Genomic DNA, 25,394 nt, shown 5'->3' with positions numbered 1-25,394 from the left:
TTACTCTTTATTTAATAACGTTTGTTTTAAAAGAAGCGCAAACTCTAGCAGTAAAAACATGAGTGCAAATAATGAGGTGATAGCAGCAACCACGGGGTCTTTGGTAACACGACTCCATACAGAAGGGGTGATAAGTAAATCTTCATTCCCAAATCTAGTTACTTGTACACCGTCACCTTCGGACACCACTGAAAAATAAAAAGCGTCGCTTTGAGTTATCCGTAGAAAGCCTTTAGATACATATTCAGCATCGTTATCGACTATTGAAATTCGATCTCCTGTGTCTAAGGTATAGCTTTCTCCTGGGTATCGACCTGAAGATAGAAACCGACTTTCTAATATATTGACCTCTCCTGCGAGTAGTAATGACTCAACATTTTGACCTACATCTTCGCCAACAAATGCAGTTCCCTCAAAGGGAAGAACAAAGTTCCTCGAAAGCGTCAGCACAATCTCTACATAACCAGATAATGGTTGTGCCGAATTATTTGCTATTAGTTCACCCATTACGTCATCGCTTCTTCCGGTGATCAGTAGCTGATGCTTAGTCACATTATTAATCGATGTAATGCGAAGTTTAGTACCAGGGGCAAATTCAAAAGATCTATTCAATGATAAATCAATAGGTTCCATAAAAAACTCTTCAGAAACTAATACACCTTCAGAGAATCTCCATTGATTGATCAATGCACCCGTGGTGTCTATGGTTATAGCCTGTGTATTGCCTTTTACACTATAAATATTGGTTCGATCCCCTAACAAAATAAAAGCAGCGATAATTCCTACAACAAAAATTAACGCGTAACCTGCATTAAGCTTTTTATTTTGACTACGAAGAAGAATTATTAACCGTTCAATCGTGAGTTTCATTTATGCTTTTCTGTAAGGTAAATGTTGTAGCGGGTAAGCTGCGGCCGTTCTTACGGCGTGCAATTTTAATATTGTACGTATCTTCAGACATGGTTGAGGCAGGCACTTCACAAATTGTGTCGTAGGAAGTGCGTTTACCTTCCTCTAAACGTTCACATTTTGCTTTAATTCGCTTTCCTGTTGCAGATTTAAGCTGCATAAAAACTTCACTTCGACCCGAACTAATCATAAAAAGAACTTGCGAGTCATCAACATTTACAGCACGAGAGGAAAGCAAAACATGTTGATAACGTTGATCATCACAACTTCCGGTTGTAGCAAGAGGAGCCAGTTGATTAATATTAAAAGCTGTAATTATTTTTTCAAATTTAGTGGGGTACTCTATATAAACCCTATTGCTTTTATCTGGAGTAGACTCAATCAGTTTATAATCATTCTCTGAGATATATGTACCGTTAATAGATGAAACTTTAAAACAAAAATCACTAATACCATTAGTCGTATCAAGAAAAAACTTATTATTAGTACTCGTTGATGAGTAAACAGCACCAACTAAAACATTGCCAGAAACCGGAACGACTGAACTAAAGTGCTCATTAAAACTATTTTTTGAAAGAGTAGCCAAGCGTTCAGCAAAACATTGCGGGGCTAAAAGAAAAATGATGCAGTAAATGAGTATTGCCTGTTTAGACATTTCGTATTAATTCCCTGTTAAGTAACATACTTTTTAAACTATGGCATAAAAACAACTAAGAAAAAATAATTTAAACAAATATTGTCTAAAAACAGTGTTTTTGTATCAACCCCAATGCTGTTTCGTGAGATTCTAAGGAGGCAAAGCCTGACTTCAAACATTATATTCCTGACCGTCTGTAATTGAGGTATAGTAGAAAAGGTTAATAAAAATTCAAATTATCACCCAACCGCTAATTTCCCAGCCTCATGCCACATTTCACTTGGCATGGGGTTGATTAATTCCCATGTTATATTCATCGGCTGGCTGCCGTTGTGGCTTTGGTATTTAACCTCGCCGTAGTTTACAAACCCCATAGTTCGGCCGTTTTCGTCTTTGCCTTGTTCACGCACAAATAACAGTATGGTTTTGCCTGTTTTTTGGTGTTCAATATAACTAAGACCGCGTCCGTGTTCTGGGCGGGCGCTATTTTGCGTTTGCCAATGGAACAGGGTGGGGCTGATTGCGTAGTCGTGATACAGCGTGGTGGGCGAGTAGGTTTTTTCGCACTTGTTGAGTGTTACAAATAACAGTTCTAGGTTTTGGTTTTTAAATTCTAAAACACCTTCGCGGGCGGTCGATTTTTTATCAAACGTGTGTGCCCCAAATGCTGCGAGTATTTGTTGGCGCGTGTAGCGGCTGTGTAATTTGATTGCGTGATTAGGTAAGCATGCTAAATCGCTTTCTTGTTGATGAATGCGGTTTATTAACAGCGTAATCACTTGTGCAAGTTCCTGCTGTAACTCGTTGTGTTTAAGTGCCTGTAAGCTTTGCTCAAGGGTTTTAAACCCTAAACTTGCGCCAGTGGTATCCCAAAAGTTGTAATGCGCCATAAGCGCGTACTGTTGGTTTTGAGCTGTTGGCGTAAAACTAAAGTTGTTGTTACATAAATCACGTAAAAAGGATAAGTAACTGAGCGAGTCGCAGCCGAGTAATTGGGTGTTGATTGCGCGGTAATATGCGGCGTAAATATCGCCTTGCCCTGCGGGTATTTCATCGCCCTTTAGCCAGTGCCAGCCGCCGAGCTTTTTATCTTTGGGTTTGTATATATCTTCAAGTGTGACTTGTGGGTTTATACGTAAAAAATTACTTAGCGTAAGCGTATCATTGGTATGTTGTGAATAGCTATTTATAAGCTGCTGTAGTCGGCGTTTAGTGTTTATAGCTTGCTGAATATTTTTTAAAATCGTTTGTTGTGTACGCTTTTGTAGCTCTATACGGCAGCCCAGCGGTAAATGCGGGAAGTGATTTTCAATTTCAGTTTTTATTGGTTGGTTGGTTTTACCAATCAATGCACGGAATTTACTGGCAAAGTCGTATTCTGGACGGGCATTACCGACAAAGTCGAGTACGGTACAGCATTGCTTTTGGCTATTATCTGGTAAACGCAAGCCACGGCCGAATTGCTGTAAAAACAGCGTTAGGCTTTCGGTCGGGCGTAAAAATAATAGGGTATCTACCTCTGGAATATCGACACCTTCGTTAAAAATATCAACTACACACAGTATTTGTATTTCACCTTGTCGCAGTGCTTGTTGTTTGGCCGCGCGTTCATTGGTGTTTTTACTGGTCAGCACATCGGCGTTTATGCCTGCTAAGTTAAACTTAGACGCCATAAACTCTGCGTGTTTTTGGCTTACGCAAAATGCCAGCGCTTTTATATCCTGAACATTAGTCACTATATCAGCAAGGCTGGATATAATTTTGTTTGCGCGGCTGTTCTCGCCTGTATAAAGGTTACTTAATTCGCTTATATCGTAACGGCCACCACGCCATGTTATTTGGCTTAGGTCTGTATCGTCATCTAAGCCAAAGTATTGAAATGGGCATAAGTGACGTTGGTTTATTGCCTCTGGCAAGCGAATTTCAGCGGCTATTACGCCACAAAAATCATCGAGTATATTGGCACCATCTTGTCGCTCTGGCGTGGCGGTTAAGCCAAGTAATATTGTGGGCGTAAAGTGATTTAAAATAGTGCGATAACTGGCGGCGCTTACGTGATGTACTTCATCTATAACTATGTAATCGTAATAGTCAGGAGTTAAATTAAGCGATTCAATTTGGCTGTTTAATGTTTGTATTGACGCAAAAAGTTGGTTGTAACGCTGTGGTTTGTAGTTACCCACCCACAGCTCACCAAAGTCGTTATTTTTAAGTACACCACGGTAAGCACTTTGCGCTTGTTTGAGTATTTCTTCGCGGTGGGCTACAAATAAAAAGTGTGCGTTTGGGTTTTTATCGTAAACGGCTTTAAAGTCAAATGCCGATATTATTGTTTTACCAGTTCCCGTTGCAGCAACCACTAAATTTTTGAAGCGATCATGAACGCTACGCTCAACGCTTAGTTTTTCTAAAATAGCGAGTTGATGGGTTTTTGGTGTTATATCAAAATAAAACTGGCTGCTTGATTGCCCAACACCGCGTTGCTCGTTAAGTGAATTTATGAGCTTTTCTTTACATTCAGCTTTGCCAGTAAATAATTCAAAATCTGGCGATTGCCAGTAAGTTTCAAAGGTGCTTTTAGTTTTGGCTATGATGTGCGGGATCTCTTGGGCGGTAATTTTTAAGTTCCACTCAAGGCCGCTAGTAAGCGCCGAATGCGATAAATTAGACGAGCCAATATAACCGGTATGAAAACCCGTATTACGCATAAACAAATATGACTTTGCATGCAAGCGCTCTTGCTGATTGTTGTAACTAAGCTTTACCTCGGTATTTGGCAGGCTTGCTAAAAACTCAACCGCTTTAGCATCCGTTGCACCCATGTACGAGGTGGTAATTACTTTGAGTTTATTGCCGCTTTTAGTAAACGCTTCAAGCTCATTTTTAAATATGCGCAGCCCCGTCCATTTTATAAATGAAACAAGCCAGTAAATAGTGTCGGATGATTTAATCTCGCGCTTTAGCTCGGTTTCGAGCGATATACCTGCATTAGCTCCGCTAAATAACTCGCTTTGGGTAAGCCCTGTTAGCGGAAAAATATCGTGAGAGTAATCTTTAAGATTTGCAGCAATAGGGTTTTGAGTATTAAACAGTGCAGTAAGAATACGGCCTTGGCTGTCGATAAGGTTTTCGTTGATTAGCTCGTCATCGCGAATATGATCTTTAAGCCACAGAACAAGGCTGTTTGCGAGGTTTATTTGCTCTTGTAAACGCTCGCTTGAATTAGGGATTGCATCAATTGCATGTTCAACCAGCTTGCCTAAAAAACGCGAAAGCCACGTAGCCGCCTCAGCCGATTCTAGCTGGCGTTCGCCCACATAAAATTGGTCACGATTTAAGTTCTGCTCAATTACTTGTGTAATTAACTGCTCGTAAATACCAATTTGCTGCATTAAATCGCTCCCTGTTTGCGAGCATTCAGTTTACTAAAAAATGCAATGTAAACAAGCATTAACTCATTATTGAATTAAAGACTGCTGCCAAGAAAATTTCCCCGTCATTTTGCCCGAAAAGACTCAATTGATGAGTAATTAATTGCATGGATGCAATTAAAGCCGTGACTTCGCCATGGATGGCGAATACACGGCGTTTACGTTTATATCAATTTAGGCTTTAAGGAAATAGCAAAATGCTCGGGGCGCCGTGGGGTTCCAAGGGGCGGTTGGCGTTATCCGCCCCTTGGTTGCCATCGCCAACGCGACATTTACTCGTTTATAAGATAATTAAGAAAGTCTTCTTTTGAAGCAAACACTTTGAAGATTTTATCGGCATGGTTTTTGGTTTGTTTTAATAACCAGTCATATGCTTCTTTTTTATAGCCTTTTCCATCGAAAACAATAACTACAGTTCTCTCGGGTGCATTACTTAATGACTCATAAAAGAATGGGAATTTTTGGTCGACAGAGCCGCTTTGTACTTGTCTATGAGCTTCTATTCTTAATAAGCCTTTAGTTTTATGATGTATCAAAAAAGTACTGTGGCGTGTACTGCCGTACATATCTTGATAGACTGCACGCTTAATATATTTCTGCTGTTGAGGTTGAGAGTCTGTACATTCAGTAAAGCCAATAGATGTAAGGTCTTCTTCTAGTTCTGTACAAAACTTACGGTTTGATTCTTGTGGCGAGCCTGTATGTTCATACTTATTTGGTATTTCATCAAATAATGGTAATTGACCATCCATGTAGCTTTCTCCTTTATAGTTGAACAATTAACATACTAAAAAAAGGATGAAAGTCAAAGTAACCGCAATATTTATATTTAGTTTTGAAGAAAGTGCAAACTGCCCGGAGCGCCGAGGTGACGAATGACCAAAGCGCAGCTTTGCAGCTTGAGAAAGTGAAGGCATGGATGCCGACAGTGACCCAGCTTCAGGGATGAATTATTTGCAGCAGAGTTGATTTAAAGACAAATCACACTTTGGTTGTCGTCGCCAACGCGACATATAACTAAAATTGCAATTAAAAACCAGTGTACGAGCTAGATTACACTCTACAATATCTAATGATCATTAAAGTAAGTAACGAAAGTAATGAGGTTATTGTTTTATATTAAAAAATTGGCATAATTAGTAAAAATTGTTTACAAGGAATGTAGATGCAATCAGCTACTACAGATACAGAATATACCGATCACTCCTCCTCAGCCCAAGAGCAGACAAGTAAACCAGCTTATACTGAACAAAGCGAACATAAACTTGTTTCACTTACTAGGGATGAATTGTCATTTTTAAATAAAAAACGTCGAAGCTGGAAGTTTGCAAATCCGAAAGATTTATATACTTTCAGAGATCAATCAGTTGGTATCTTTAACCATTTGTTGCACATCGTTATTTTTTTAGTTTGTTCATTTCTTTTTATTTCTATTCACTATCTACCTTTTGATAATGAGCTTATTAATGGGGTAGGTAGCTACAACACGATAACGCCACTTGAACGATTTTCGAGAACTTTATTAGTTGGCTTAATTTTATTCAATTTAAATTCGTTAAGGGTTAATTTAAAGGCATACCCTATTAAACGCTATTGGTTTGCTATGGCATCTAATTCGTTACTTAAAGTTGTTATTTTAAATATTTACTATTTACTTTTGATATTTTTGAGTATGGCTTTTATTGGTGCCTCTAAAGGGGTGGATTTATTTAGTGCGCTCGAAATGCTTGAAGATAGCACTAATTATGAACAGTTTTTAATTTTTGATACGTTTATATCGTTTGGCATTATTTGGCATGCCTTTAAGTTTTGTAGAAAGGAGGTTAAGCAGTGAAATATATTATTGTTTTAGCTCTTATCCTAATTTTATATCCTCAGCCTAGTTATGCCAAAAGTGAGTTGCCTTATGGGTGCGATGAGTATTCCAAAGTAGAAGAAAAGAGTTTTGTTTTATTTAATAAAAAACAATTTATAGAGCTTGGAGAATGCGCAGGAGAGGCTTTGGTGAAAGCTAAAAAGATTTATAATATCGCAGCTGCATGCTCAGAGGTTGTTGAAGATAAAAATAGTTTATTAGGTATATTTAGCTTATCGAAGGTTGAAGCAATTAAAATGGGCGTTTGTTTAGGCGCTATTAAGGCAGTTTATAACCGTTACGATAGAGAACTTGTTTTAGTAAATAGTCGTTACCGTAGTACAAAGCGTTATTATAGTTGTAAAAAAGGCATGGCCGCTGTGAATGAACTCGTTGCAAGCGCAAAAGATGAATATTACAAGCGTTCGGAACTAAGAGACATATTGTGCGATAGAGTGTACTAGTATGGCTGAGACAGTTGACACTGAAATTGAACTTATTCCTCAAATTGCAAAGTTATACATCAAACAAAAAGTTTCTGATACGTTACCGAAAGAGCTTCATGATGCGTTAAATAATATATTTACAAAAGGGCATAAAGAATCAACCGATAAGCATGTTTCAAATAGCCGCATGCTTGAATATAGAAAGGCGATTATTGCTTCAAGCTTACCTAATTATGGTAAGCGTGTTGAGCATAGAGTGATTCGTGGTCGACGAGCCTCTATATATAATGCTTTGTGTCTGTATACATTGGTGGGTACTGCAGGTACAAAAAAAATATTTCAAGAATACTATGCTACCAAATCATCAGTTAATAAGCGTGAATTTAAACTGTTAGACCTATTCGCTAAAAAAGAGCTCAGTGCAGAAATGTTGTTTTTTGGAGTATCTCAATCTTCATTCGAGAACATTAAAAATAAATTGATTGATAATAACTTTAATTTATTCACTGAGCAGCTGCCGTCTCCTTTTCAAAGTTTAAAAGCGGGTAATACCGATTTATCCCCTCTTGGTGTTCTTTATGATAGGAACGTTAATTGGCATAGCTTTATAGAAAATTATATTAAAGCGGATAAAAAACTTAAGTCTAAAGAGTGCATAGAGGCTAAGAGCATCCTTCAAAATGTAACTGATAAACGCCTACTTCAGCTTCCATTAGTTAAAGAATTAAGTGATAGCATCGATGCTCAAATTAATGAGAATAAAGATGCATGGGAGTATTTACACAATATTTTGAATTAAGTGTTTGTAGTGCTCCGCACAAGTTCATTATTGAACTCAGTTAACCAACTGGAGTTTAATAATGAAATCAATGAATCGTTTACTTAAAACCCTCCCAAAATGTCAATCTGTTCGTTACGTAGCAGAGGCTAAAGATATATATAGTCATCTTTTACAAAGTCATAACTATAGAGATATTGGCGGCCGAAAACTCACTATAAACCCTAAACTAATACGTTTTAAATTAGGTGATTACCGTTTGATTTTCGTATTCAAAAATGGAACTTTTCAACCTGTGGCATTTATTGCTCGCAAAAATCTTGAATCCTATTTAAAGCGAAGGTGAATAATGTTGTTCACATAATAATTAAATTTAGGAGGCTGTAATGGCTAAAAAAATAAGCCCTGCTGATAATGAAGCAAACCAAAAAAATGCGAATAAAGGTAACGAGGGTGTGAATCAGCAATATGCCAAAGTGCATGGGAATCGCGGTAAGCAATTGAATAAAAATGGAGGTAATAATTAATGGAACAATTAGTAGAAATTAAACCATCGCCTACTTTTCAGTTAAGTAAAAATATATACGAGCAATTACATTCTGCTGTTTGTGTACTGAACTTTGAAAAACTGAAATGGAAATTGACGCAATCAGCTGAAGCAACTTGGAATGATGAGCTGTGTGATTTTGCTGAACTTGAATACCGCAAATTTTTATCACTTAAAAAGTGGTATCCCAAATTATCACTCGTTCCGAGCAAGTTAGTTGATAAGTTTTGGCACGAGCATATTTTAGATACACAAAGTTACACAAATGATTGTGACGTTTTATTCGGTTTTTACTTACATCACTATCCGTATTTTGGAATCTATGGTGATAAAGATCAATCCAAATTACAAAGCTCATTTGATGCAACGGTAGCAGTATATGAGAAGCATTTTGGTGCTTTTCCTACTGCTGAGCTTTATCCAATGGAGTCAGTACAAATGGCACGTTGCGAAGATCATGCATGTCATGTTCCTTCAACTTGTGCATGCCGTGTCCCTGGTGCTTGTAAGTAACTAACTGTAAGAGCTGCTTACTAGGCAGCTCTTTGCCCTTATTTAAGGATTAAAAATGAGTTTAATATTTGCTGTTTTAGTTGATGGAGAAAATGCGTCTTATAACACTTATTCAGCGGTGCTCGACGAAGTTGAAAAATATGGCACGGTGGCAATTAAGTGGGTCTATGCGGATTGGACATCTGTACAACACAGTAACTGGCAGAACATACTACATAAAACAGCCTCTAGTCCCAAACAACAATTTCATTATGGTAAAGATGCTGCTGACCATGCACTGGTGATGGATGCAATTGAGCTTATAAATAATAACCAACGAATTAATGGAGTCTGTATTGTATCGAGTGACGGTGGCTTTTACAGCTTAGCACAGCGGATAAGAGAGAAAGGATTACACATAATGGCTATAGGTAATGAAAGCACGCCAGGGCGGCTTATTAAAGCTTGCCATAATTTTGTATTTTCAAAAAACTTAATAGACAAAGATGACTCAGAAGCTTTTAAAGATTTAAATACATTATTGATTACGGCTTATAAACGTTGTGTACAAAAGAATGAACCTGTTTATTTAGGTGACTTAGGTAGTGCGCTTAAAATGCTCGATTCATCGTTTGATTTTAGAAGTTACAGTGTTACTAGCTTAAAGGCGCTTATCAAAGAGAAGCCAAATCTTTTTGAAATTGCAGAAGAAAGCCACGACCGCTGCTTTATTAAACTCGCTAAAGAACAGATCCCTAATGTTAAAGGCGGTATGTTTGGTGAGATCCGTATGTTTGATAAAAATAGAGGGTTTGGATTTATCGCCTCAGACTATGGCGATTTTCATTTCAGTGTAAGTAAGTTATCAGGCGGGAGTGACCAATATAAAGTGGGCTCGCAAGTTACTTTTTATTGCTCACAAGCAGGTAGTAGTGAAAGATTAAACACTAATAAGTGCAAAAGTGTTGAGCAAGTAAATCTTTATTTTTAAAAGCGGTGCATTTCGCGTCAGCAAGTTGTGCGTCTGCGTTAATAAAGGCCGTGGATGTGTTCGCTGCCAGTCGCTCGTTGCTCGAAACCGAAATTGGCGTTTAAAATAATCACAGCTAAAAATGGTTTCTACGACTTCAACTTATTAACTCACACAGTGAGGCAATTAAGCTCATTATTCGCCTCATTGTGTGAGGCGAATAATGGCGTGAAAGTAACCTAATTTAAAAGCGGTGCTTTTCGCGTCAGCAAGCTTAACGCTTACATTGATAAAGGCAGCGGGCTTCGAGTGACGAGCAGCGAGGCGCGGGTAAAATGCAAATGCCTATAAATACGCGATGTAAAATCGCTGCTACAGATCAATATATAGCTTTTTGTATTTCCTCTAAAAGCGCAGCGTCTCATGACCTCTTTGTAAATAAATTACTTAAAACCTATTTGACCACAGAGAAGCGGGTGAGGAGTAAATGAGTAGATAACGGGCTTCGAGCAGCGAGCTTGTGCTAATACCTAAAATCTAATACCTACTCTTTTAGCGCAGCGCCTCTTAACCTCTGTGGTGTATAAATCACTTAAAAACTATTTGACCACAGAGAAGCGAATGAGGAGTAAATGAGAAGGCTACGGGCTGCGGACTTCGAGTGACGAGCAGCGAGCTTTTGCTATTACCTAAAACCTAGCTCATAGCCCGCAACCCGTGCCAGGTCAGTCGGCCAAGGCGCTATTTGTGGGCTGATAGTCACCATTATCTAACGCATCAAAGTAGGCTTGATAACGGCCGTTTTGTTTAAATTTAAGTAATTGCTGATTAAAAATTTCAAGCCGCTGTTTACTCTGTTCGTTATTTTTAGGGAACATCATAAAACTTTGGTTTATGAGCAACGCTTTGGGGTGATGGTTAATTGAGCTAAATAAGTTAGGTAACTTACTGGCCAAGGTGTAATAACCTACACTTTTTTCTTCGGCAAAGGCATCAATTCTGCCCATGGCTAAGCGCTTAAAGTTTTGCTCTGTGGTACTTACTCGAGACATATCAAATAGACCCGCTTGTAGGGCTTTATCAAACTCTTCGCCATAGCTGTAAGCAAGCCCGCCACCGAGTAATAAGCCTTTTAAATCGTTTATATTTTGCCAATCAAATGGGCGTTGTTTGTGATAAAAAAATACAAAACGCTCGTTTAATACCGGCTCACTGTAAAAATAATCCTCAGTGCGTTGTTGTTCAAACATCCATACGGCGGTGGCTGCGTATTTATCATTAATGGTGTCGTGGTAAGCACGCGGCCAGGGTAAAAAGGTAAAGTTAACCTTAATATTGGCTTGTGCAAATAAGTCGGTGATTAAATGGGCAATCACACCTTGGTTAGGCAATGATTCACTTAAAAAAGGGGGCCATTCGCCGGTGCTTATATTTAATGTTGCGGTGTTAGAGGGCTGCTCGTCTTTGGGTTGAATTGCTTCAATTGCATAGCTGTAATCACTCATCAAAGCCATCAGCAAAAAAGATGCGGTAAAAATAAGGTATCTTAATTTAGCTGATAACATCACATGCATGTGTATAGGTCGCTCCTTTTTAGCCATTAGGTTGTGACTGGTGCTGTTTAAAAAGTAGGCTATTGTAGTGAGTGAAACTGAATACACGCTTAAGTTAGATTTAAAGCCACCTTTGAATACGTTCAGCGTACTCTATTATTCTTTTGTTTGCATGTTTTTTGCGCGCTCTTCTGCTTCTATTAGTGCTTGTGATTTAGGAGCGCGTTGCTTTTCTTCCACTTTTGGTTTTTGTGGTGAATTTGGATCCCAGCTTTCATCAAGCGATAAGTTAGCAAATGGGTTACTGCTTTGTGGCGGGACATCGCGCTTAGTGGGCTCAACTGGCGACACCTTTACTTGCTCTGGTTTTATCGCACTTTTTTTAGTGGGCAAGGGCGCATCAGGATCGAAAGTGCGTATTTCAGGCTCTTTAAAGTCGTGCTCGGTAGATGGCGTTAACGGTGAACGCGGTTGTTTAGGCGAATGTAAGTCTGCCTTTGGCTGATGAGGGGCAATAGGCTCAGCTTTACTCGTTGTTGGCTCTATGGGTGCTTCTTTTTTAACTGCTGGCACAGGTTCGCTAGGCAGATTAACCGGCTTGCGCTGCTTTTTGACTTGTTTGGCTTCGGGGTCAAAGTTTCTTACTTGTGGTTCTGCATACTCGGTGGCATTTTTTATCCGCTCTAAAGTGGCTTTTGCGGCGGCTTCAAACTCTGCGGTATTCGGTTTAGGTTTTACTTTAACTGTGCTTGCTTTACTAGCGTTTATTTCAAGACTGTCGGTTGTTGTTTTTTCTTCGTTAGCGCTTGCGACAACACCCCCTGATTCATCCACAGCGACACTCGTTGGCTCATTGTCGTGATTAACAAAAGGAGCTGTGTGCAGCGCCATGCTGGTATCAGCAGGTTGGTTATTTTGTTTAACATTACGCAGGCGCATTAATACAACAACCCCAATTATGACCACTAATAGTAACGCTACACTGGGTAATACTAACGACAATATGTTTGATTCTTTAGGGATAGATGAGACAACACCCTTTGCTTGCTCTGAGGCTTTTATAGTAACCGGTATGGCCGTTTGTAAAGGCTCTACTGTTGTTTTTGTGACTGCTGGAGCCGTATTGTTCTGGGGTGTTGGGCCACTGCTAGGCTGATCATTTTTTGCAGCATCAGTTTGTTCAACGGTTGCTGTTTTATTGCTTTGTGACTTATTCGGCACTGTGATTGCTGATGCTGGGTTCGTTGTGTTTTGAGTTTGCTCTGTACTTTGCTGAGTAATTTCATCTGCCGCTGTTGCGACTATTTGCTCTGTGTTTAATTGTGGGTTTTGCTGCGTAAGCGACGACTTGTTTTGAACAGGTTCGATAGGGGTAACTGCAATTGATGAAACAGGCTCAGTTACTTGTGGCTTTGTAACCTCTGGTATGGGTTGTTCAATAATAGCTTGCGGTTTAGGCTTAGCTGCAGACTGCGACCGTGCCGTTGGTGGATTACTGCAGTTTTTTTCAAAGTCACGGGCAGCGTTACGGTACTTACGGCTGGTTTTGTTATTACTGTATTGCTGCATTTCTTGTTTTATAAGAATACACATAGCTTCGTTGTAAGCGGCACTGCTGGCGCTATAAAACAAAGCAAAACAAAAAAGTAAGCAACTCAGTAACGGTTTCATAAAACTCAAAAGCGGTTAAGCATTAATACACTAATTTTAAGCGCAAAGTGAAAAATTATCTAGGGCTTTGCAATACCACTCCCTAGCATGAAAAACTAGTCGATAACCATTAAGCTACGGTACTCGTCGTAAGCAAATTGGTCGGTCATGCCGCTTATGTAGTCTTGAATGAGCCTGCATCTATAATAAAATTCGTAAGCAGCAAAATGATCTGGCTCTTCTTGCATGGCATTTATGGCGTGCTGATAGCTACTTAAATGTTTTTTAGAGAGCTTTTTAACTAATCTCGATTCTACTAATAGACGGTTGTCGCCATGCAAGGCGCGTTTAAAGTCGTCGCTAGTTAATTGTAATAATGGTTTATAGCATTCTAGTAAGCCGTTAATAATACGGTAGCCTTGTAGTTCAAGCTTTTCGACCTCTTTATGAGAAAATACATGCTCAAGCGCCACTTGCTTTAGGGCTTGGGTTGCTGCATGCAAGTAACTGCGATCTTCTAATAGGGCATGGTTAAAGTCGCCATGATAAATTGGCTCTATATTTTCAATAAAGCGTTTAGCGGCATGGTTTACTAACGGGTGTAGTAACGACACACGTAAATAAATAAAAAATTCACTATTAAAATTAAAAGGCTGTGCTTGAGCGCGTTCAATAGCGTAGTTAATTGCGTCATCTACAAAGCTTTGGTGTTGGGTGTCGTTTAAGGTTAAGTTAATCAGTGCTTTTTGATACTGCTTTTTTAATTGCTCGCATAAATGCTGAGTGCTTATTATGTCTTTTTCTACCGCGTCTTCTATGTCAGCCAAGCAATAAGAAATATCGTCTGCGGCTTCCATAATGTAGCTGGCAGGATGGCGGCAATAGGGTTCCATTTTTAGCTCTGTTTGCAGTGCTTCTATAAAGCTTTTTTCACTGTAGTAGTAGCCCACTTTTTTCATAATGTAGTTTTTATTTTGTGGGATATCTTGCTTTGCCAAGCTTGCAGGGCGTGTGTACTTTAAAATTGCCGCACTTTGGCTGTAGGTTAAATTTAGGCTCAGTAATGAGTGAATAATACGTATGCCTTGGGCGTTACCTTCAAAGTTGCAAATATCTTGCGCTAAATGTTTAAAAATAACCCCTATGCTGCTATTGGCTGTTTGGCAACGCTCAGGTGTAATACTGGCTAAATGGGTATTAAACCAATTATTAATGGCGGCTTCGCCAAAGTGACCAAACGGCGGATTACCAATATCGTGCATTAGGCAGGCCATTTCTACTAGGGTTTCTAGTGGGCGTTCTAAGCCCGATAAACCATATTCTTTTTGCTGTTGGTAGTTTAAGTTAGCAAAAATACGTTGCACAATAAACCGGCCAACTTGTTGCACTTCTAATGAATGAGTAAGGCGTGAGCGCACGGCTGCATTGCGCTCAAGCGGAAATACTTGGGTTTTTTGTTGCAGCCGACGAATGGCTGCACTATTAATTATGCGGCCACGATCGCTCTCAAGTGCCATTTGTAAATTGGCTGTAGTGCGCTGCATACGCGCAGGAGTTATTTTGCTGCTGAAGTCGATCATGGCAATCCTTTTATTTTGCATGTGAGCTGTTATTAAATGCCGAGTTATGCTTTTTTACTGAGCTACCTTTAATCTATCAGCATGTATCATAAAGTAACAACTTGCTTTAGTATTATTTTTTCTAAAATTAACATACATATATAGGTGTTTAAAATGAAGTTATGGATCACAAAGGCAGTCTGTTTTTGCCTTTTATTAGGGATGAATAATGCATTTGCTGCCAAAGAGCAAACCGTAGTGATGATTTCAATTGATGGCTTGCGCTGGGACTATATTGAAAAACATGGCGCGCCAAATTTAAAAGCAATGGGTGAGCAGGGGGTTAGGGCGCAAAAAATGCAGCCTGTATACCCTAGTAAAACGTTTCCTAATCATATTTCGGTGATCACCGGTTTAATGCCCGTTAACCACGGTATTGTTGATAATAAATTTTGTGACAAAGCGCGCAATAATGAATGCTACAGCATGGGAAAAGGACAAAAAGACAGTACCTGGGTACGGGGTACTCCGCTGTGGAATTTAGTAAAAATGCATGGGTTTAAATCGGCGGTGTATTTTTGGCCTGAATCGGATGCGCGCTTTAATGGTATGACGCCAGACTACTATTTTCATTATTCTAAACAAGGTGACTACCAAGATAGAATTGACCAAATTGTGCAATGGTTAAGTTTACCTCAAGCGCAGCGCCCACGTTTTGTAGCCAGTTACTTTTCGTTGGTTGATAGTATGGGGCATGAATTTGGTCCAGATGCAGTGCAAACACGTGACGCTGTTCATAAACTAGATGCCTTAATGGGGCAGTTACGCACTCGTTTGAGCAAATTAGCGCAGGATATAAACTTAGTGATTGTTTCTGATCACGGTATGGCACAGGTTGATCCTGAGCAAAGCATTATTGTCAGCAGTTTACCTAAAGATGATAACTTTATTACTGTGAATACCGGTCCTCGCTTGCTTATTTATACCAAAAGCGATGCTCAAAATGCGGATATTGAAGCGTATAAAGCACGCTTACAAAAGGCAGCTAAGGGGCGTTATAGTGTTTTAAGTAGCGAACAGCTTAATGGCTATCATTATAATAGCGGGAGCCGAGTGGGCGATATTGTGGTGCAAACCAATGCGCCTGCAGTATTTAGTAACGGTACTAAAGCGCCTTATTTAGGTACGCACGGCTATGCGTATAGCGACGATATGGCAGCCTCCTTTATAGCAACAGGCCCAGCGTTTAAACAAGGAATGAGTATTGAGCTGGTAAATAACTTAGATATTTACCCTGTGCTTGCCAAGGTAATGGGGTTGAAGCTAATGAGTAAAGTAGATAGCGATGGCAAAACCTTACTCCCTGCAATAAAGCAGAAAATGATTAATCATTAAAAAGAGCGCCAAGGCGCTCAGCAGGGGAACTTAATTGGTAAAATGGATTATTTACCCATTTTTACGCTGTTATTTAAAGTTGGCGATACTGGTTTTGGTATCAGTGACGGTACGAATGGCATATGCCTGATTGGTTACACCAAATGGAATGCCGTTTACACTCCAGTTTGGGTTGGAGAAGTAATCGTACTGAGTTGCACTGCCAAATACATGAGGATAAGCCATAATACTGGCAAATTCATTTTGTACGCCGTGGCCCATACCATCAACGTATACGCCACCTGCCGTATCGCCTTGCTTACGAGAATGCGCTAAACCTTGGTTATGACCTAGTTCGTGCACGAATGTTGAAGCGCCACAGTCAACGGCTGTTATTGAATACATACGGTTACTCATAGAGCTGTATAAATTGCCATTCGTGCCTTGACCAACCCAAGCTAGTCCACAAGAGATTAAGCCACTGCCTGCACTTTGGCCTGTGCCTAATACGGCTACCATGTCGGCTTTCCAATTATTACGTAAACCATCGACATAGCTGCTATTTGTCACGGCGTTAAGCCAGTCTTCTGAAGGCGTTATTGCATGATTACCTAAGTTTTGAGAGCCCACTAAACGCAGTGTTATATCAACGCCATTTTGGCTATATACTTGATTACTAAAAGCAATAAGCTGATTAATTTTAGTATTAATGTTGCTAGTAGCGGCAGCTGATTGGTCGGTATATAAAATACCAATATCAATTGTTTCTGCTGACACTGTGCTGGCGGCACATAATGCTGTTGCAATAGCGGCTGTTGATATTATTTTTTTCATAGTCGTATTTCCTTTCTTTTGTAATTGCAGTTTTACTGCTGAGTCATCTGTGTTTAGGCTAAAAATTAACTAGCAGGTGATTTTTTATCACTGGGCGCAAACGGGTCTTTACCATCCGTATTTTTTGGTGCGGGTTCACCCACTTGGTGTTCTATATGTGATTTGTATAAATCGCGCTTTGCTGCAATCCAGCCATATTGGCCTTTGCTTTCAAAAACATAATTGCCACTAGGTGCAGTAAATTGACCATACACCGCATCATTGCCCACGGTTAGTATGGTGGTGTGCATTGCTCCGTTGGCACCAATCACTTGGCCTACAATACTTTTATCGCCGTTACTGGCACTGGTAACGTTAGTTATTTCAGCGCTGTAGGTTTCGGCAGTTTGCGGTATGGCGAGGTCAAAATTATCGCCCGCTTTAAGGGTTTTAAGCGCTGCTAAATCAAATTCTATATAGGCTTCATTTTGCAAATCGGTAGGCAGTACTTTTGCCGCTTTAAGGATTTCTTTGGCCTTGGTTGAGGGTTTATTAATTGCGTCAAACGAACTTTCAATAACGGCTAATTTTGTTTCTGAGGGTTTGGTTTTAATAGGATCTTTACTCATATCAATGGGCGATGGTTTACGAGTTTGTTTTACAAATTCAGAATCAACAGGGACGATGTCAATGGCAATGAGTGGGTCTACCTCATCGGTTTTTTGCTGATTATTAAGCAGTGTATAAATGGCAAATACAGACAAAGGAATAGCGATAATTAAAACAATGTAACGTTTCATCTGTTTCTCTTTTAGGGTTATTGGTGAACTAATTGTTAAGTTTTATATTAAAAATAGGATGAGATCAAATTTAAATTGTAATCATAAAGTGGTAATTAGTGTTTTTGTAACTCATTGTTAGTATTTGCTTTACCTTTTTTAGGTATTTATTTTTAGCTTAAAAATAATGATGTTTACAGTAATGACGCACCCTGTGGAATGTTTTTAGGTACATGCATGTTTTTAAAATTACACCGATTTTGACAAGCAAAACTGACCAATAAAATTTTTTAGCAACGTGATCATTTTTCATTATTCATTATTCAAAATTGCAAAGTATAAATAGGCAAAGTATGTTGTAACATTAGGGTTTCTTAATGAGGGAATTATGGCAGGGACTGATCAGTTACTTAGTCGCACTATGGCGGGGCTTGTTGCCGTTATTATTGGTTTTTCAAGTTCAATAGCATTGATTTACCAAGTGGTGATCACTTTAGGTGGCACACCTGAACTAGTGGCAAGCTGGATATTAATGCTGGGCTTGGTAATGGGCAGTACCTCTATTGTGTTGTCGTTTTATTATAAAGTGCCTATTTTAATTGCATGGTCTACCACTGGAGCTGCACTACTGATTTCAAGTGCCCAGGGCTATAGCTTACCTGAAGCGATAGGTGCATTTATGCTCTCAGCCTTATTGGTGCTGGTGTCGGGAATAACGGGGTGGTTTGAAAAAATCATGAACCGCATTCCCAGTGAACTGGCTTGTGCCATGTTAGCGGGGGTATTAGTCACATTTGGCATTGATGTGTTTAACTTTATGAACGATATGCCATTAGTTATTGGTTTAATGGTGGTGGTGTACTTTATTGGTAAGCGCTTTTTTGCCCGTTTTGCGATGCTAAGTGTGTTGCTAGCGGGTATATTTTTAGCGTGGTATATGGGCAATATCGATACCAGTACCGTACATTGGCAAGCCAGTAGTTTTACTTATATTGCGCCAAGCTTTAGTTTGCAGGCATTTGTAAGTATAAGTATTCCTTTATATATAGTAACTATGACCTCACAAAACTTACCCGGTTTCGCTATTTTGAAAGCGCATAATTATAAGGCGCCTATATCATCGTCATTAACTGTGACCGGGTTAATAAATTGTGTGACGGCTCCCTTTGGTACCTATTCTATTAATCTAGCAGCTATAACAGCGGCTATTTGTATGAGCGAAGAGGCCGATAAAGACCCTGATAAGCGTTATTGGGCAAGTATTGCTGGTGGCGTGTTTTACATAATTATGGCGTTATGTGCGGCTATGTTAGTGGCAATTGTGGCAAGCCTGCCACAGGCCTTGGTATTGGCGCTGGCGGGTATTGCTTTGTTTGGCACCATAGCCAATAGTTTGCAGCAGTCTTTGCATAGTGCTGAATATACTGAGGCGGCCATTATTACTTTTTTAGTAACGGCCTCAGATTTAACTTTGTGGTCGGTAGGTTCAGCATGCTGGGGGATAATAGCAGGAGCACTCACGTTAATGGTGACACGTAAGCGCTAAGCGCAGCTTTGAGTTATAAGTTGTCAGCTATCAGAAAGTGATACAAGAGAAAGCGCGAGATATACTCGCGCCTACAAGCTTTCACCGCACCTGGCTAATCTCCAGCTGAACGCTGAGAGCTAAAACCTAACCGCTGCTCTCTTTATTTATAGCATTGGCTTTAACACATCAAACATGGCGTCAATGTGATCATCACGGTCATTTAGGGCTGCAATGTATCGGTATTTTTCGCCGCCTGCTTCTTCAAAAATTTCGCGGTTTTCACCTTCTAATTCCTCAAGTGTTTCTAGGCAGTCGGCGCTAAATGCCGGGCTAATAATTGCAATATCTTTAATCCCTTCGCCAGGTAGGCTTTCTAAAGTAGCGTCGGTGTATGGTTTTAACCATTCAGCTTTACCAAAGCGACTCTGGAATGTAGTGATCACTTTATCTTTGTCTAGGCCTAGTTTTTCTACAACTAAACGCGTTGTTTGCTGACATAAGCAGTGATAAGGGTCACCATTATCTAAAAACTGTTTAGGCATACCATGGTACGAAAACACCATTTTTTGCGGCATTCCGTGTTTTTCTAAATCCTCACTAATACTATTAGCGAGTGACTCAAGATACTTAGCGTTTTTGTGATAGCCGTTTACAAAGTGCAGCTCTGGCACCCAGCGCCATTTTTTTAATACATTGGCAACCGCGTCGAAGGTAGAGCCTGTGGTTGGGCTTGAGTACTGCGGATAAAGTGGTAATACAATAATACGCGTTAGACCTTTGTCTCTGAGTTCTTCAAGACCCGCTTCGATTGATGGATTACCATAGCGCATCGCCATAACCACTTCGGTGTTGGTATAGCCATGGTGTTTTAATAAGGCATTTAATTTAAGGCTTTGCTGGCGTGTAATGTGAGTAAGCGGCGAGCCATTTTCGGTCCATATACTTTTATATAATTTAGCTGAGCGTTTTGGGCGAATACGCAAAATGATGCCGTGAAGAATGACCATCCACACTATACGTGGTATTTCTACAATACGCGGATCTGACAAAAACTCACGTAAGTAAACACGTAACGCGCTTGCTGTGGGGGCATCGGGGCTACCTAAGTTGGTTAATAAAATACCTGTTTTTTGGTTAAAACGCCCGTCGTGGGGATTATCGGTAACGGCAGAAAATCGCGACACTGTGTGCTCCTTCAAGCAATATATTTGAAAGTAACTATTATGGCTTAGTATAACGAATAAAAGAGCATTTTAGATCAATCATTTAGCCGTTTTAACCATAATTCTAAACGGAGTCGGCTTCTTGGCTTCGAGTTGCTGTAGTTTCACAATCGATTTTGAATTGAAAACGTGCCCTTTAGGTAAAAGCATAATACCTGTATGGCTGTGCAGTGAGTTTGCCAGTGTCATACTCTCTTCAAGTTCTTGAGCGCAAATTACTTTAATCGAGCCAATAGACGTGTCTGAGGCCATAAGCTGTACATGACTTGCCTCAAGCGATTTTACTATTTTTGGATGATATAAGCTGCCACTACCAAGCTTAATATTATTAAGTGCCACCTCATGACGCATTTTTGTAGTTAATAATGGATCGCTTTGCTCATAATGCTCCCAGTAATCGCGAGCAACGCTGAGCACCATAGCCCCAATAGGAATATCGTTTTTAGCAAGCCCTTTGGGTATTCCTTGGCCGTTGTAGCGTTCGAATTGATGATAAATTGCATCAGAAACATCGCTTAAATGAGTTGCTGGCATGAGCATTAATTGTGAAATACTAGGATGTGTATAAAAGGTTTTTCTTTGTACTTCATTCAGCTTATTAATGGGTTTGTTGTAAAGCTCAGGATCCATAGCAAGTAACCCAATTTGAGCTAAGTATCCTGCCATAGGCGCCAATGTAATGCTTTTTTGAGATACATTAAGATAGCGCGCAATTTGGGTACATGTACCTGCTATACTTTCGGCTATTTTTCCATCGAGGTAAGGGTTTGCGTTAATAAAGTTATAAAGCAGCTCAACGGTGGATTGGTGCTCGCGTTTTTCATTTTCATTTGCGACTTCGAGCTTTTTTAGTACGTTTCTAATTTGCTTTGTTCGTTTGTCGACGAGTTGTTCTAGATTACTGTTAAGTTCTTTTAATTGCAGGTTTTGCTGATTTACATGAAACTGTAAAATTTCATTTTGTTTTTTTAGTCTAAACTTTTCTACACCCGATTGGATAACGCTAATTAAGTGGTCATTTTGCCAAGGCTTTTGCACATAGGCGTGAATGCCTCCTTCGTTTACCGCACTTATTGTTGACTCTAAATCAGAAAAACCAGTTAACAAAATACGTTGGCTATCGGGAGCGATTTTTCTCGCTTTAGCTAAAAACTCCGCCCCACTCATATGTGGCATACGCATATCACTAATAACGACGTCAAATTCCTTTGCATGCATTTTTTCAAGTGCATCTTGTCCACTGGTTGAAACACTCACATCAAATTTATATTGGCGTAATAAACGAACTAAAGATTTAAGCACATTGGCTTCATCATCTAAGCATAAAATACTCGGTGGCTGCTGCTTTAACTGTTCTAATTGAGCAATATCTGTCATTGATCTTTTTACCACCAATATGATTATGAGTTATAAGATTAAATTTAGTCTAAACTTTGGCTGTAAACAGCTGATAATGTGATAAAAAATCACTCATTAGCGATTTTTTTACGCGTTTAAAATACTCAAAGCATCGTCAGTTAAGTTAGGCTTTTTAGGTAAGGTAATGTTAAAAATAGTGCCTTGATTTAACTGACTTTTAACACTAATTAGGCCACCGTGTTGTTCTATTATTGCTTTACTTATAGCCAGTCCCAACCCTGTACCTTGGCCAATCGGCTTTGTAGTGTAAAAGGGATCAAAAATTTTATTTAATTTGTCCTCATCAATTCCACAGCCATTATCTGCAATCGTTATATAGGCATTATTTTTATCGGCTTTAGTGGTAATACTGATCACTCCAACTTTGTCGCAAATAGCTTGAGCGGCATTAAAAAATAAATTTAAAAATACTTGAGAGAGTTGAGTCGAACGACCAGTGATGATGATTGGCTCTGTGTTGAAGTGTTTTTCAACGTTGGCGCTGTATTTAATTTCGCTCCAGGCAACACGTAATGTGTTATCAATAAGCTCGGTTATATCAATGTCGCCAATTTGGGTTTGATCTGGATGAGCAAATTGTCTTAACCCTTGTACAATCTCTTTAACACGATCAGCCCCTTCACTCATTTCAGTAATGATATCGCTTGAGTCTGATTGTAATTCATCAAATTGGTAATGCTGTAGCGTATCTACTAATGTTTGCTGCGTTATGGCTTTTTCTGCTTTGAGTGCGTTAATTAAATGGCTAAATTGCTCTAGGTTGTAAGCCAAATTTTGGATGTTACTGACTATGTAGCTTAAAGGGTTATTTATTTCGTGCGCAACGCCTGCAGCCATTTGCCCTAACGAAGCCATTTTTTCAGAGTTGATTAACATTTGCTCTATGTTATTTTGTTTTTCTTGCATTTCTTTTTGTTTAACAAGTAGATTTCGTTTTTCAAATTGTGAAATCGTATTTCCTGCAAAACTGACAAAGCGTTGCATTAAAGTAATGTCGTGTTGATTAAATGCGCCAATCGTTTCAGAAAAAATATACAACTGATAGCTCTCTGTGCTGGTACTTACTGGGGTGGTGAGCATTGCATGCTGCGAATGCCAAAAAGGATCGGTTACTTGCCAATTAGGAAGTTGGTGTAAGTTAAATACATTTTTAATGTTTCTATTCGGTTTATCGAGAACTGTAAGCTGGGTAATTATTGCATCGCTATGAGGATGCGATGCTGTGACTAATGTAGATAATTCATCACTGGGATTTATTTTAATTAAAATAGCCGCAGAAAAAGAGATCGCTTGTTGCAAAATATTAAAAAACTCAGTGAGTAAGGTTTCTGTGCTGTCGTTTTTTAAGATTGCATCTAGGCCGTCTAAAATCAGGCTGTTGAAGGCACGGTTTTCTTCAAGTGCTAAATTATGAACCTGTAACAAATGTAGCTTTTCTAATAGTATTTCGTTGGTAGTCATACAGAATCACCAAATATTTCGCATGAGATCATTAAGTTACCGTGCTTACTAGTTGAGTCGCTAAATGTGCCAAGTTCTCCAAAGGTAAAGCCCATAATAAACGGTGTGTTGGGTAATTGTGCTGCAATAGAGTGTTTTACTTCTTGCATTGCACTTTGAATAGATAACATGCAGCCTCCACAAAAAATAATAATAGCGCCCTTTATATTTTTTATTGCATGTAAGTCTGCCAGTTTGGTCAGTGAAGAAACGACCATATCGCCTCGTTTTATTAATTGTTCAGGGCTTCCCGAAGCAAGATAAACAGTATCGCCAACGCTTAAATTTGAAAATAATTCTAACGTGCCATTTTCAGCTACCGCTGGGTGGCTTAGCAGCAGCCTAGGAATATCATCATCAGAGGAAAGGGCTCTTGCCAGTGGGGTCATTACTGATTGGGCAAGTATATTTCCCGCTTTTAACTGTTCAAACCCTATGTTTTTTCGCCACTGATTATAAACATCAAAGGCGGGCTGGTTATCGATAGTATTTAATATGCGACCATCAACGTTTGTAACTGTACCCAGCTGGTCGGTTTTATCGTAGCCTGAACTATAAAAGCCGAACGTTTCTACAGAGGGATATAACACCGCAATAATAAAGCCTTGTTGGTATACACTATTAGCATCGCTAAAACGCCACTGTGCTGAAATGTCGTTGTCGGCGCAACTTCCTCCAAAAACGGGTATACGCTGCCCTATCGCATCTTGAATTCCTTGTAATACTAGCTCTTCGTTCCCTGGGACTTGAAAGCACCAAACCATTTTGGGGGTTATTCCTGGCTGGCCTGCATTAGCAATGGCTTTGAGTACGGTTTTAGAGGCATTTTCTCTTAGATTATTGGTTGTATTGCAACTGGCAATCCCATAATGACCCCTTGAGTCTTTAATCGAGAATAAACTAATGCTGTGCTCATTTAATGAGAGGGTTTGCTCGGTTGATGAACCAAGGCACGAAGAGATGATTAAACAATTTTGAGTGTTTTTTAAAAAGCGTGGCTGATTATTATAAAGGTATTTAATGGTATCGGTTGTTGCAAACCCTAGCAGCAAGTCTGGGCCATGGTCCACAAATTGGCTTATAGGTTGAATAAATTTATCTATATCGCTGCCGTGTGTGTGAAAAGTATCAATGGCGAACATAGATGCCCCTTGGTAATAAAGATAGCCACAATTGTGGGTGTTTTTAACTATTAATAATAGCTTAGGATTTATTCTAGACTATTCTTGAATAGGGTGTGTTATTGAGTTAGCTGTTAATTAATGTCACTTACGTCTTAAATGTCCTATTTGTCGCTATATCATTAAACTTATGTTAATGTGATTTTAAAATCAAGTTGAATTTTATTAGCATGCTAAAAACATTAAAGCCAAGTGAGATTGCTAGTTATTGCGATGTTCACCAACGTACGGTAAGCCGTTGGATTAACGCGGGAGACTTAAAAGGGCATAAGCTAACTGGTCGAGGTAATTACAGGGTGCAGGTGATTGACTTTATTGACTTTTTAGTCAGAAATAAAATGCCCGTTCCACAAAGTTTGTCGCATAAGCCGCAAGTCTTAATTATTGATGATGAGGCTAATGTTCGTTCTGCAATTAGGCGTGTTTTAAAACGAAGCGGTTTTGACGTTGTAGAAGCCGCAGGTGGGTTCGAGGCTGGTACGTTAATGCACCAGCGAAAACCAGAGCTGATAACTGTTGATTTATCTATGCCGGGACTAAGCGGTATTGAGGTCATTCGTTTTATCCGCTCTTGCGAAGAGTTTAAAGATATTAAGGTATTAGTGATTTCAGGGATGCCTGAAACTCAACTAATCGATGCAGTTAATGCCGGTGCTGATGGGTATATTTGTAAGCCATTTAGTAACGATACATTGATAAACCGTGTAAATATTTTATTTGGTGAAAATAGAATTCTTCTTGGGGTGTAAA

Annotated in this window: 22 protein-coding genes; 9 read left to right on the top strand and 13 right to left on the bottom strand. The window is 39.4% G+C overall.

Annotated features, from left to right (window positions below; translation table 11 throughout):
• The 4 genes from B1F84_RS17865 to B1F84_RS17850 all read right to left on the bottom strand — a co-directional run bounded on the left by B1F84_RS17865 (position 1) and on the right by B1F84_RS17850 (position 5,729).
• Positions 1–870 carry a hypothetical protein gene (locus B1F84_RS17865; RefSeq protein WP_131692298.1) on the bottom strand — a complete coding sequence of 290 codons (870 nt, stop codon included), beginning with the start codon at positions 868–870 and terminating at the stop codon, positions 1–3.
• Positions 854–1,564 (bottom strand): hypothetical protein, encoded by a 711-nt coding sequence (locus B1F84_RS17860; RefSeq protein ID WP_131692297.1) that lies wholly within the window; start codon positions 1,562–1,564, stop codon positions 854–856. The genes B1F84_RS17865 and B1F84_RS17860 overlap by 17 nt, the downstream gene beginning before the upstream one ends.
• A 221-nt stretch (positions 1,565–1,785) precedes the next feature.
• Positions 1,786–4,938: a DEAD/DEAH box helicase gene (locus B1F84_RS17855; RefSeq protein ID WP_131692296.1), complete on the bottom strand. Its 3,153-nt coding sequence runs from the start codon at positions 4,936–4,938 to the stop codon at positions 1,786–1,788.
• 311 nt (positions 4,939–5,249) lie between these two features.
• Positions 5,250–5,729 (bottom strand): PD-(D/E)XK nuclease superfamily protein, encoded by a 480-nt coding sequence (locus B1F84_RS17850; RefSeq protein WP_131692295.1) that lies wholly within the window; start codon positions 5,727–5,729, stop codon positions 5,250–5,252.
• A 413-nt stretch (positions 5,730–6,142) separates the two neighbouring features.
• On the opposite strand from B1F84_RS17850, the gene B1F84_RS17845 reads away from it, so the two are divergent.
• The 6 genes from B1F84_RS17845 (at position 6,143) to B1F84_RS17825 (ending at position 10,086) form a co-directional block, all read left to right on the top strand.
• The gene (locus B1F84_RS17845; RefSeq protein ID WP_131692294.1) at positions 6,143–6,811 is read left to right on the top strand and encodes a hypothetical protein; all 669 of its coding nucleotides are present in this window, start codon (positions 6,143–6,145) and stop codon (positions 6,809–6,811) included.
• Positions 6,808–7,296, top strand: coding sequence for a hypothetical protein (locus B1F84_RS17840; RefSeq protein WP_131692293.1), 489 nt, complete (start codon positions 6,808–6,810; stop codon positions 7,294–7,296). The genes B1F84_RS17845 and B1F84_RS17840 overlap by 4 nt, the downstream gene beginning before the upstream one ends.
• Before the next feature lies 1 nt (position 7,297).
• Positions 7,298–8,077, top strand: coding sequence for a hypothetical protein (locus B1F84_RS17835; protein WP_131692292.1), 780 nt, complete (start codon positions 7,298–7,300; stop codon positions 8,075–8,077).
• A 365-nt stretch (positions 8,078–8,442) separates the two neighbouring features.
• Positions 8,443–8,583 (top strand): hypothetical protein, encoded by a 141-nt coding sequence (locus B1F84_RS17965; protein WP_165489696.1) that lies wholly within the window; start codon positions 8,443–8,445, stop codon positions 8,581–8,583.
• On the top strand, positions 8,583–9,116 hold the full coding sequence (locus B1F84_RS17830; RefSeq protein ID WP_178957004.1) for a hypothetical protein: 534 nt from the start codon (positions 8,583–8,585) through the stop codon (positions 9,114–9,116). Before B1F84_RS17965 ends, B1F84_RS17830 begins: the two co-directional genes overlap by 1 nt.
• A 55-nt stretch (positions 9,117–9,171) precedes the next feature.
• Positions 9,172–10,086 carry an NYN domain-containing protein gene (locus B1F84_RS17825; RefSeq protein WP_131692291.1) on the top strand — a complete coding sequence of 305 codons (915 nt, stop codon included), beginning with the start codon at positions 9,172–9,174 and terminating at the stop codon, positions 10,084–10,086.
• A 704-nt stretch (positions 10,087–10,790) separates the two neighbouring features.
• On the opposite strand, the gene B1F84_RS17820 is transcribed toward B1F84_RS17825, so the two are convergent.
• From B1F84_RS17820 to dgt, 3 genes are all read right to left on the bottom strand, one after another.
• Positions 10,791–11,639 carry a transporter substrate-binding domain-containing protein gene (locus tag B1F84_RS17820; protein ID WP_131692290.1) on the bottom strand — a complete coding sequence of 283 codons (849 nt, stop codon included), beginning with the start codon at positions 11,637–11,639 and terminating at the stop codon, positions 10,791–10,793.
• A gap of 135 nt (positions 11,640–11,774) precedes the next feature.
• Positions 11,775–13,289, bottom strand: coding sequence for a hypothetical protein (locus tag B1F84_RS17815; protein ID WP_131692289.1), 1,515 nt, complete (start codon positions 13,287–13,289; stop codon positions 11,775–11,777).
• Positions 13,290–13,384: 95 nt separating this feature from the next.
• Positions 13,385–14,848: a dGTPase gene (gene dgt / locus B1F84_RS17810; RefSeq protein WP_131692288.1), complete on the bottom strand. Its 1,464-nt coding sequence runs from the start codon at positions 14,846–14,848 to the stop codon at positions 13,385–13,387.
• A gap of 153 nt (positions 14,849–15,001) precedes the next feature.
• Between dgt and B1F84_RS17805 the strand changes: the two genes are divergently transcribed.
• Positions 15,002–16,222, top strand: coding sequence for an ectonucleotide pyrophosphatase/phosphodiesterase (locus tag B1F84_RS17805; RefSeq protein ID WP_131692287.1), 1,221 nt, complete (start codon positions 15,002–15,004; stop codon positions 16,220–16,222).
• A 69-nt stretch (positions 16,223–16,291) separates the two neighbouring features.
• Here B1F84_RS17805 and B1F84_RS17800 read toward each other — a convergent pair whose 3' ends face one another.
• Together B1F84_RS17800 and B1F84_RS17795 are read right to left on the bottom strand one after the other, a co-directional pair.
• Positions 16,292–17,035 (bottom strand): zinc-dependent metalloprotease family protein, encoded by a 744-nt coding sequence (locus B1F84_RS17800; protein WP_131692286.1) that lies wholly within the window; start codon positions 17,033–17,035, stop codon positions 16,292–16,294.
• 65 nt (positions 17,036–17,100) lie between these two features.
• Positions 17,101–17,814, bottom strand: a complete 714-nt coding sequence (locus B1F84_RS17795) for a hypothetical protein (protein ID WP_076918817.1) — start codon at positions 17,812–17,814, stop codon at positions 17,101–17,103.
• A gap of 367 nt (positions 17,815–18,181) precedes the next feature.
• Here B1F84_RS17795 and B1F84_RS17790 point away from each other — a divergent pair, with 367 nt between their 5' ends.
• A complete protein-coding gene (locus B1F84_RS17790; protein ID WP_076918816.1) occupies positions 18,182–19,339 on the top strand; it encodes a benzoate/H(+) symporter BenE family transporter in 1,158 nt (385 codons plus the stop codon).
• 146 nt (positions 19,340–19,485) lie between these two features.
• On the opposite strand, the gene hemH is transcribed toward B1F84_RS17790, so the two are convergent.
• The 4 genes from hemH to B1F84_RS17770 form a co-directional block, all read right to left on the bottom strand.
• Complete coding sequence (gene hemH, locus B1F84_RS17785) at positions 19,486–20,505, bottom strand: ferrochelatase (protein WP_131692285.1); 1,020 nt, start codon at positions 20,503–20,505, stop codon at positions 19,486–19,488.
• 78 nt (positions 20,506–20,583) lie between these two features.
• On the bottom strand, positions 20,584–21,921 hold the full coding sequence (locus tag B1F84_RS17780) for an HD domain-containing phosphohydrolase (RefSeq protein WP_131692284.1): 1,338 nt from the start codon (positions 21,919–21,921) through the stop codon (positions 20,584–20,586).
• A gap of 108 nt (positions 21,922–22,029) precedes the next feature.
• The gene (locus B1F84_RS17775) at positions 22,030–23,424 is read right to left on the bottom strand and encodes an ATP-binding protein (RefSeq protein WP_131692283.1); all 1,395 of its coding nucleotides are present in this window, start codon (positions 23,422–23,424) and stop codon (positions 22,030–22,032) included.
• Positions 23,421–24,605, bottom strand: coding sequence for an FIST N-terminal domain-containing protein (locus B1F84_RS17770; RefSeq protein ID WP_131692282.1), 1,185 nt, complete (start codon positions 24,603–24,605; stop codon positions 23,421–23,423). Before B1F84_RS17770 ends, B1F84_RS17775 begins: the two co-directional genes overlap by 4 nt.
• A 209-nt stretch (positions 24,606–24,814) precedes the next feature.
• On the opposite strand from B1F84_RS17770, the gene B1F84_RS17765 reads away from it, so the two are divergent.
• The gene (locus B1F84_RS17765; protein WP_076918811.1) at positions 24,815–25,393 is read left to right on the top strand and encodes a response regulator; all 579 of its coding nucleotides are present in this window, start codon (positions 24,815–24,817) and stop codon (positions 25,391–25,393) included.
• Position 25,394: the final 1 nt, after the last annotated feature.

Source organism: Pseudoalteromonas sp. DL-6 (assembly GCF_004328665.1).
GTDB lineage: Bacteria > Pseudomonadota > Gammaproteobacteria > Enterobacterales > Alteromonadaceae > Pseudoalteromonas.
Note: the sequence above shows the minus strand (reverse complement) of the source record. Positions and strands in the feature narration are given on the sequence as shown.

What these genes read in the sequence shown, in the direction of transcription:
- B1F84_RS17865 (WP_131692298.1), bottom strand. Translation starts at nt 870, where the DNA reads ATGAAACTCACGATTGAACGGTTAATAATTCTTCTTCGTAGTCAAAAT.
- B1F84_RS17860 (WP_131692297.1), bottom strand. Translation starts at nt 1,564, where the DNA reads ATGTCTAAACAGGCAATACTCATTTACTGCATCATTTTTCTTTTAGCC.
- B1F84_RS17855 (WP_131692296.1), bottom strand. Translation starts at nt 4,938, where the DNA reads ATGCAGCAAATTGGTATTTACGAGCAGTTAATTACACAAGTAATTGAG.
- B1F84_RS17850 (WP_131692295.1), bottom strand. Translation starts at nt 5,729, where the DNA reads ATGGATGGTCAATTACCATTATTTGATGAAATACCAAATAAGTATGAA.
- B1F84_RS17845 (WP_131692294.1), top strand. Translation starts at nt 6,143, where the DNA reads ATGCAATCAGCTACTACAGATACAGAATATACCGATCACTCCTCCTCA.
- B1F84_RS17835 (WP_131692292.1), top strand. Translation starts at nt 7,298, where the DNA reads ATGGCTGAGACAGTTGACACTGAAATTGAACTTATTCCTCAAATTGCA.
- B1F84_RS17965 (WP_165489696.1), top strand. Translation starts at nt 8,443, where the DNA reads ATGGCTAAAAAAATAAGCCCTGCTGATAATGAAGCAAACCAAAAAAAT.
- B1F84_RS17830 (WP_178957004.1), top strand. Translation starts at nt 8,583, where the DNA reads ATGGAACAATTAGTAGAAATTAAACCATCGCCTACTTTTCAGTTAAGT.
- B1F84_RS17825 (WP_131692291.1), top strand. Translation starts at nt 9,172, where the DNA reads ATGAGTTTAATATTTGCTGTTTTAGTTGATGGAGAAAATGCGTCTTAT.
- B1F84_RS17820 (WP_131692290.1), bottom strand. Translation starts at nt 11,639, where the DNA reads ATGCATGTGATGTTATCAGCTAAATTAAGATACCTTATTTTTACCGCA.
- B1F84_RS17815 (WP_131692289.1), bottom strand. Translation starts at nt 13,289, where the DNA reads ATGAAACCGTTACTGAGTTGCTTACTTTTTTGTTTTGCTTTGTTTTAT.
- dgt (WP_131692288.1), bottom strand. Translation starts at nt 14,848, where the DNA reads ATGATCGACTTCAGCAGCAAAATAACTCCTGCGCGTATGCAGCGCACT.
- B1F84_RS17805 (WP_131692287.1), top strand. Translation starts at nt 15,002, where the DNA reads ATGAAGTTATGGATCACAAAGGCAGTCTGTTTTTGCCTTTTATTAGGG.
- B1F84_RS17800 (WP_131692286.1), bottom strand. Translation starts at nt 17,035, where the DNA reads ATGAAAAAAATAATATCAACAGCCGCTATTGCAACAGCATTATGTGCC.
- B1F84_RS17795 (WP_076918817.1), bottom strand. Translation starts at nt 17,814, where the DNA reads ATGAAACGTTACATTGTTTTAATTATCGCTATTCCTTTGTCTGTATTT.
- B1F84_RS17790 (WP_076918816.1), top strand. Translation starts at nt 18,182, where the DNA reads ATGGCAGGGACTGATCAGTTACTTAGTCGCACTATGGCGGGGCTTGTT.
- B1F84_RS17780 (WP_131692284.1), bottom strand. Translation starts at nt 21,921, where the DNA reads ATGACAGATATTGCTCAATTAGAACAGTTAAAGCAGCAGCCACCGAGT.
- B1F84_RS17775 (WP_131692283.1), bottom strand. Translation starts at nt 23,424, where the DNA reads ATGACTACCAACGAAATACTATTAGAAAAGCTACATTTGTTACAGGTT.
- B1F84_RS17770 (WP_131692282.1), bottom strand. Translation starts at nt 24,605, where the DNA reads ATGTTCGCCATTGATACTTTTCACACACACGGCAGCGATATAGATAAA.
- B1F84_RS17765 (WP_076918811.1), top strand. Translation starts at nt 24,815, where the DNA reads ATGCTAAAAACATTAAAGCCAAGTGAGATTGCTAGTTATTGCGATGTT.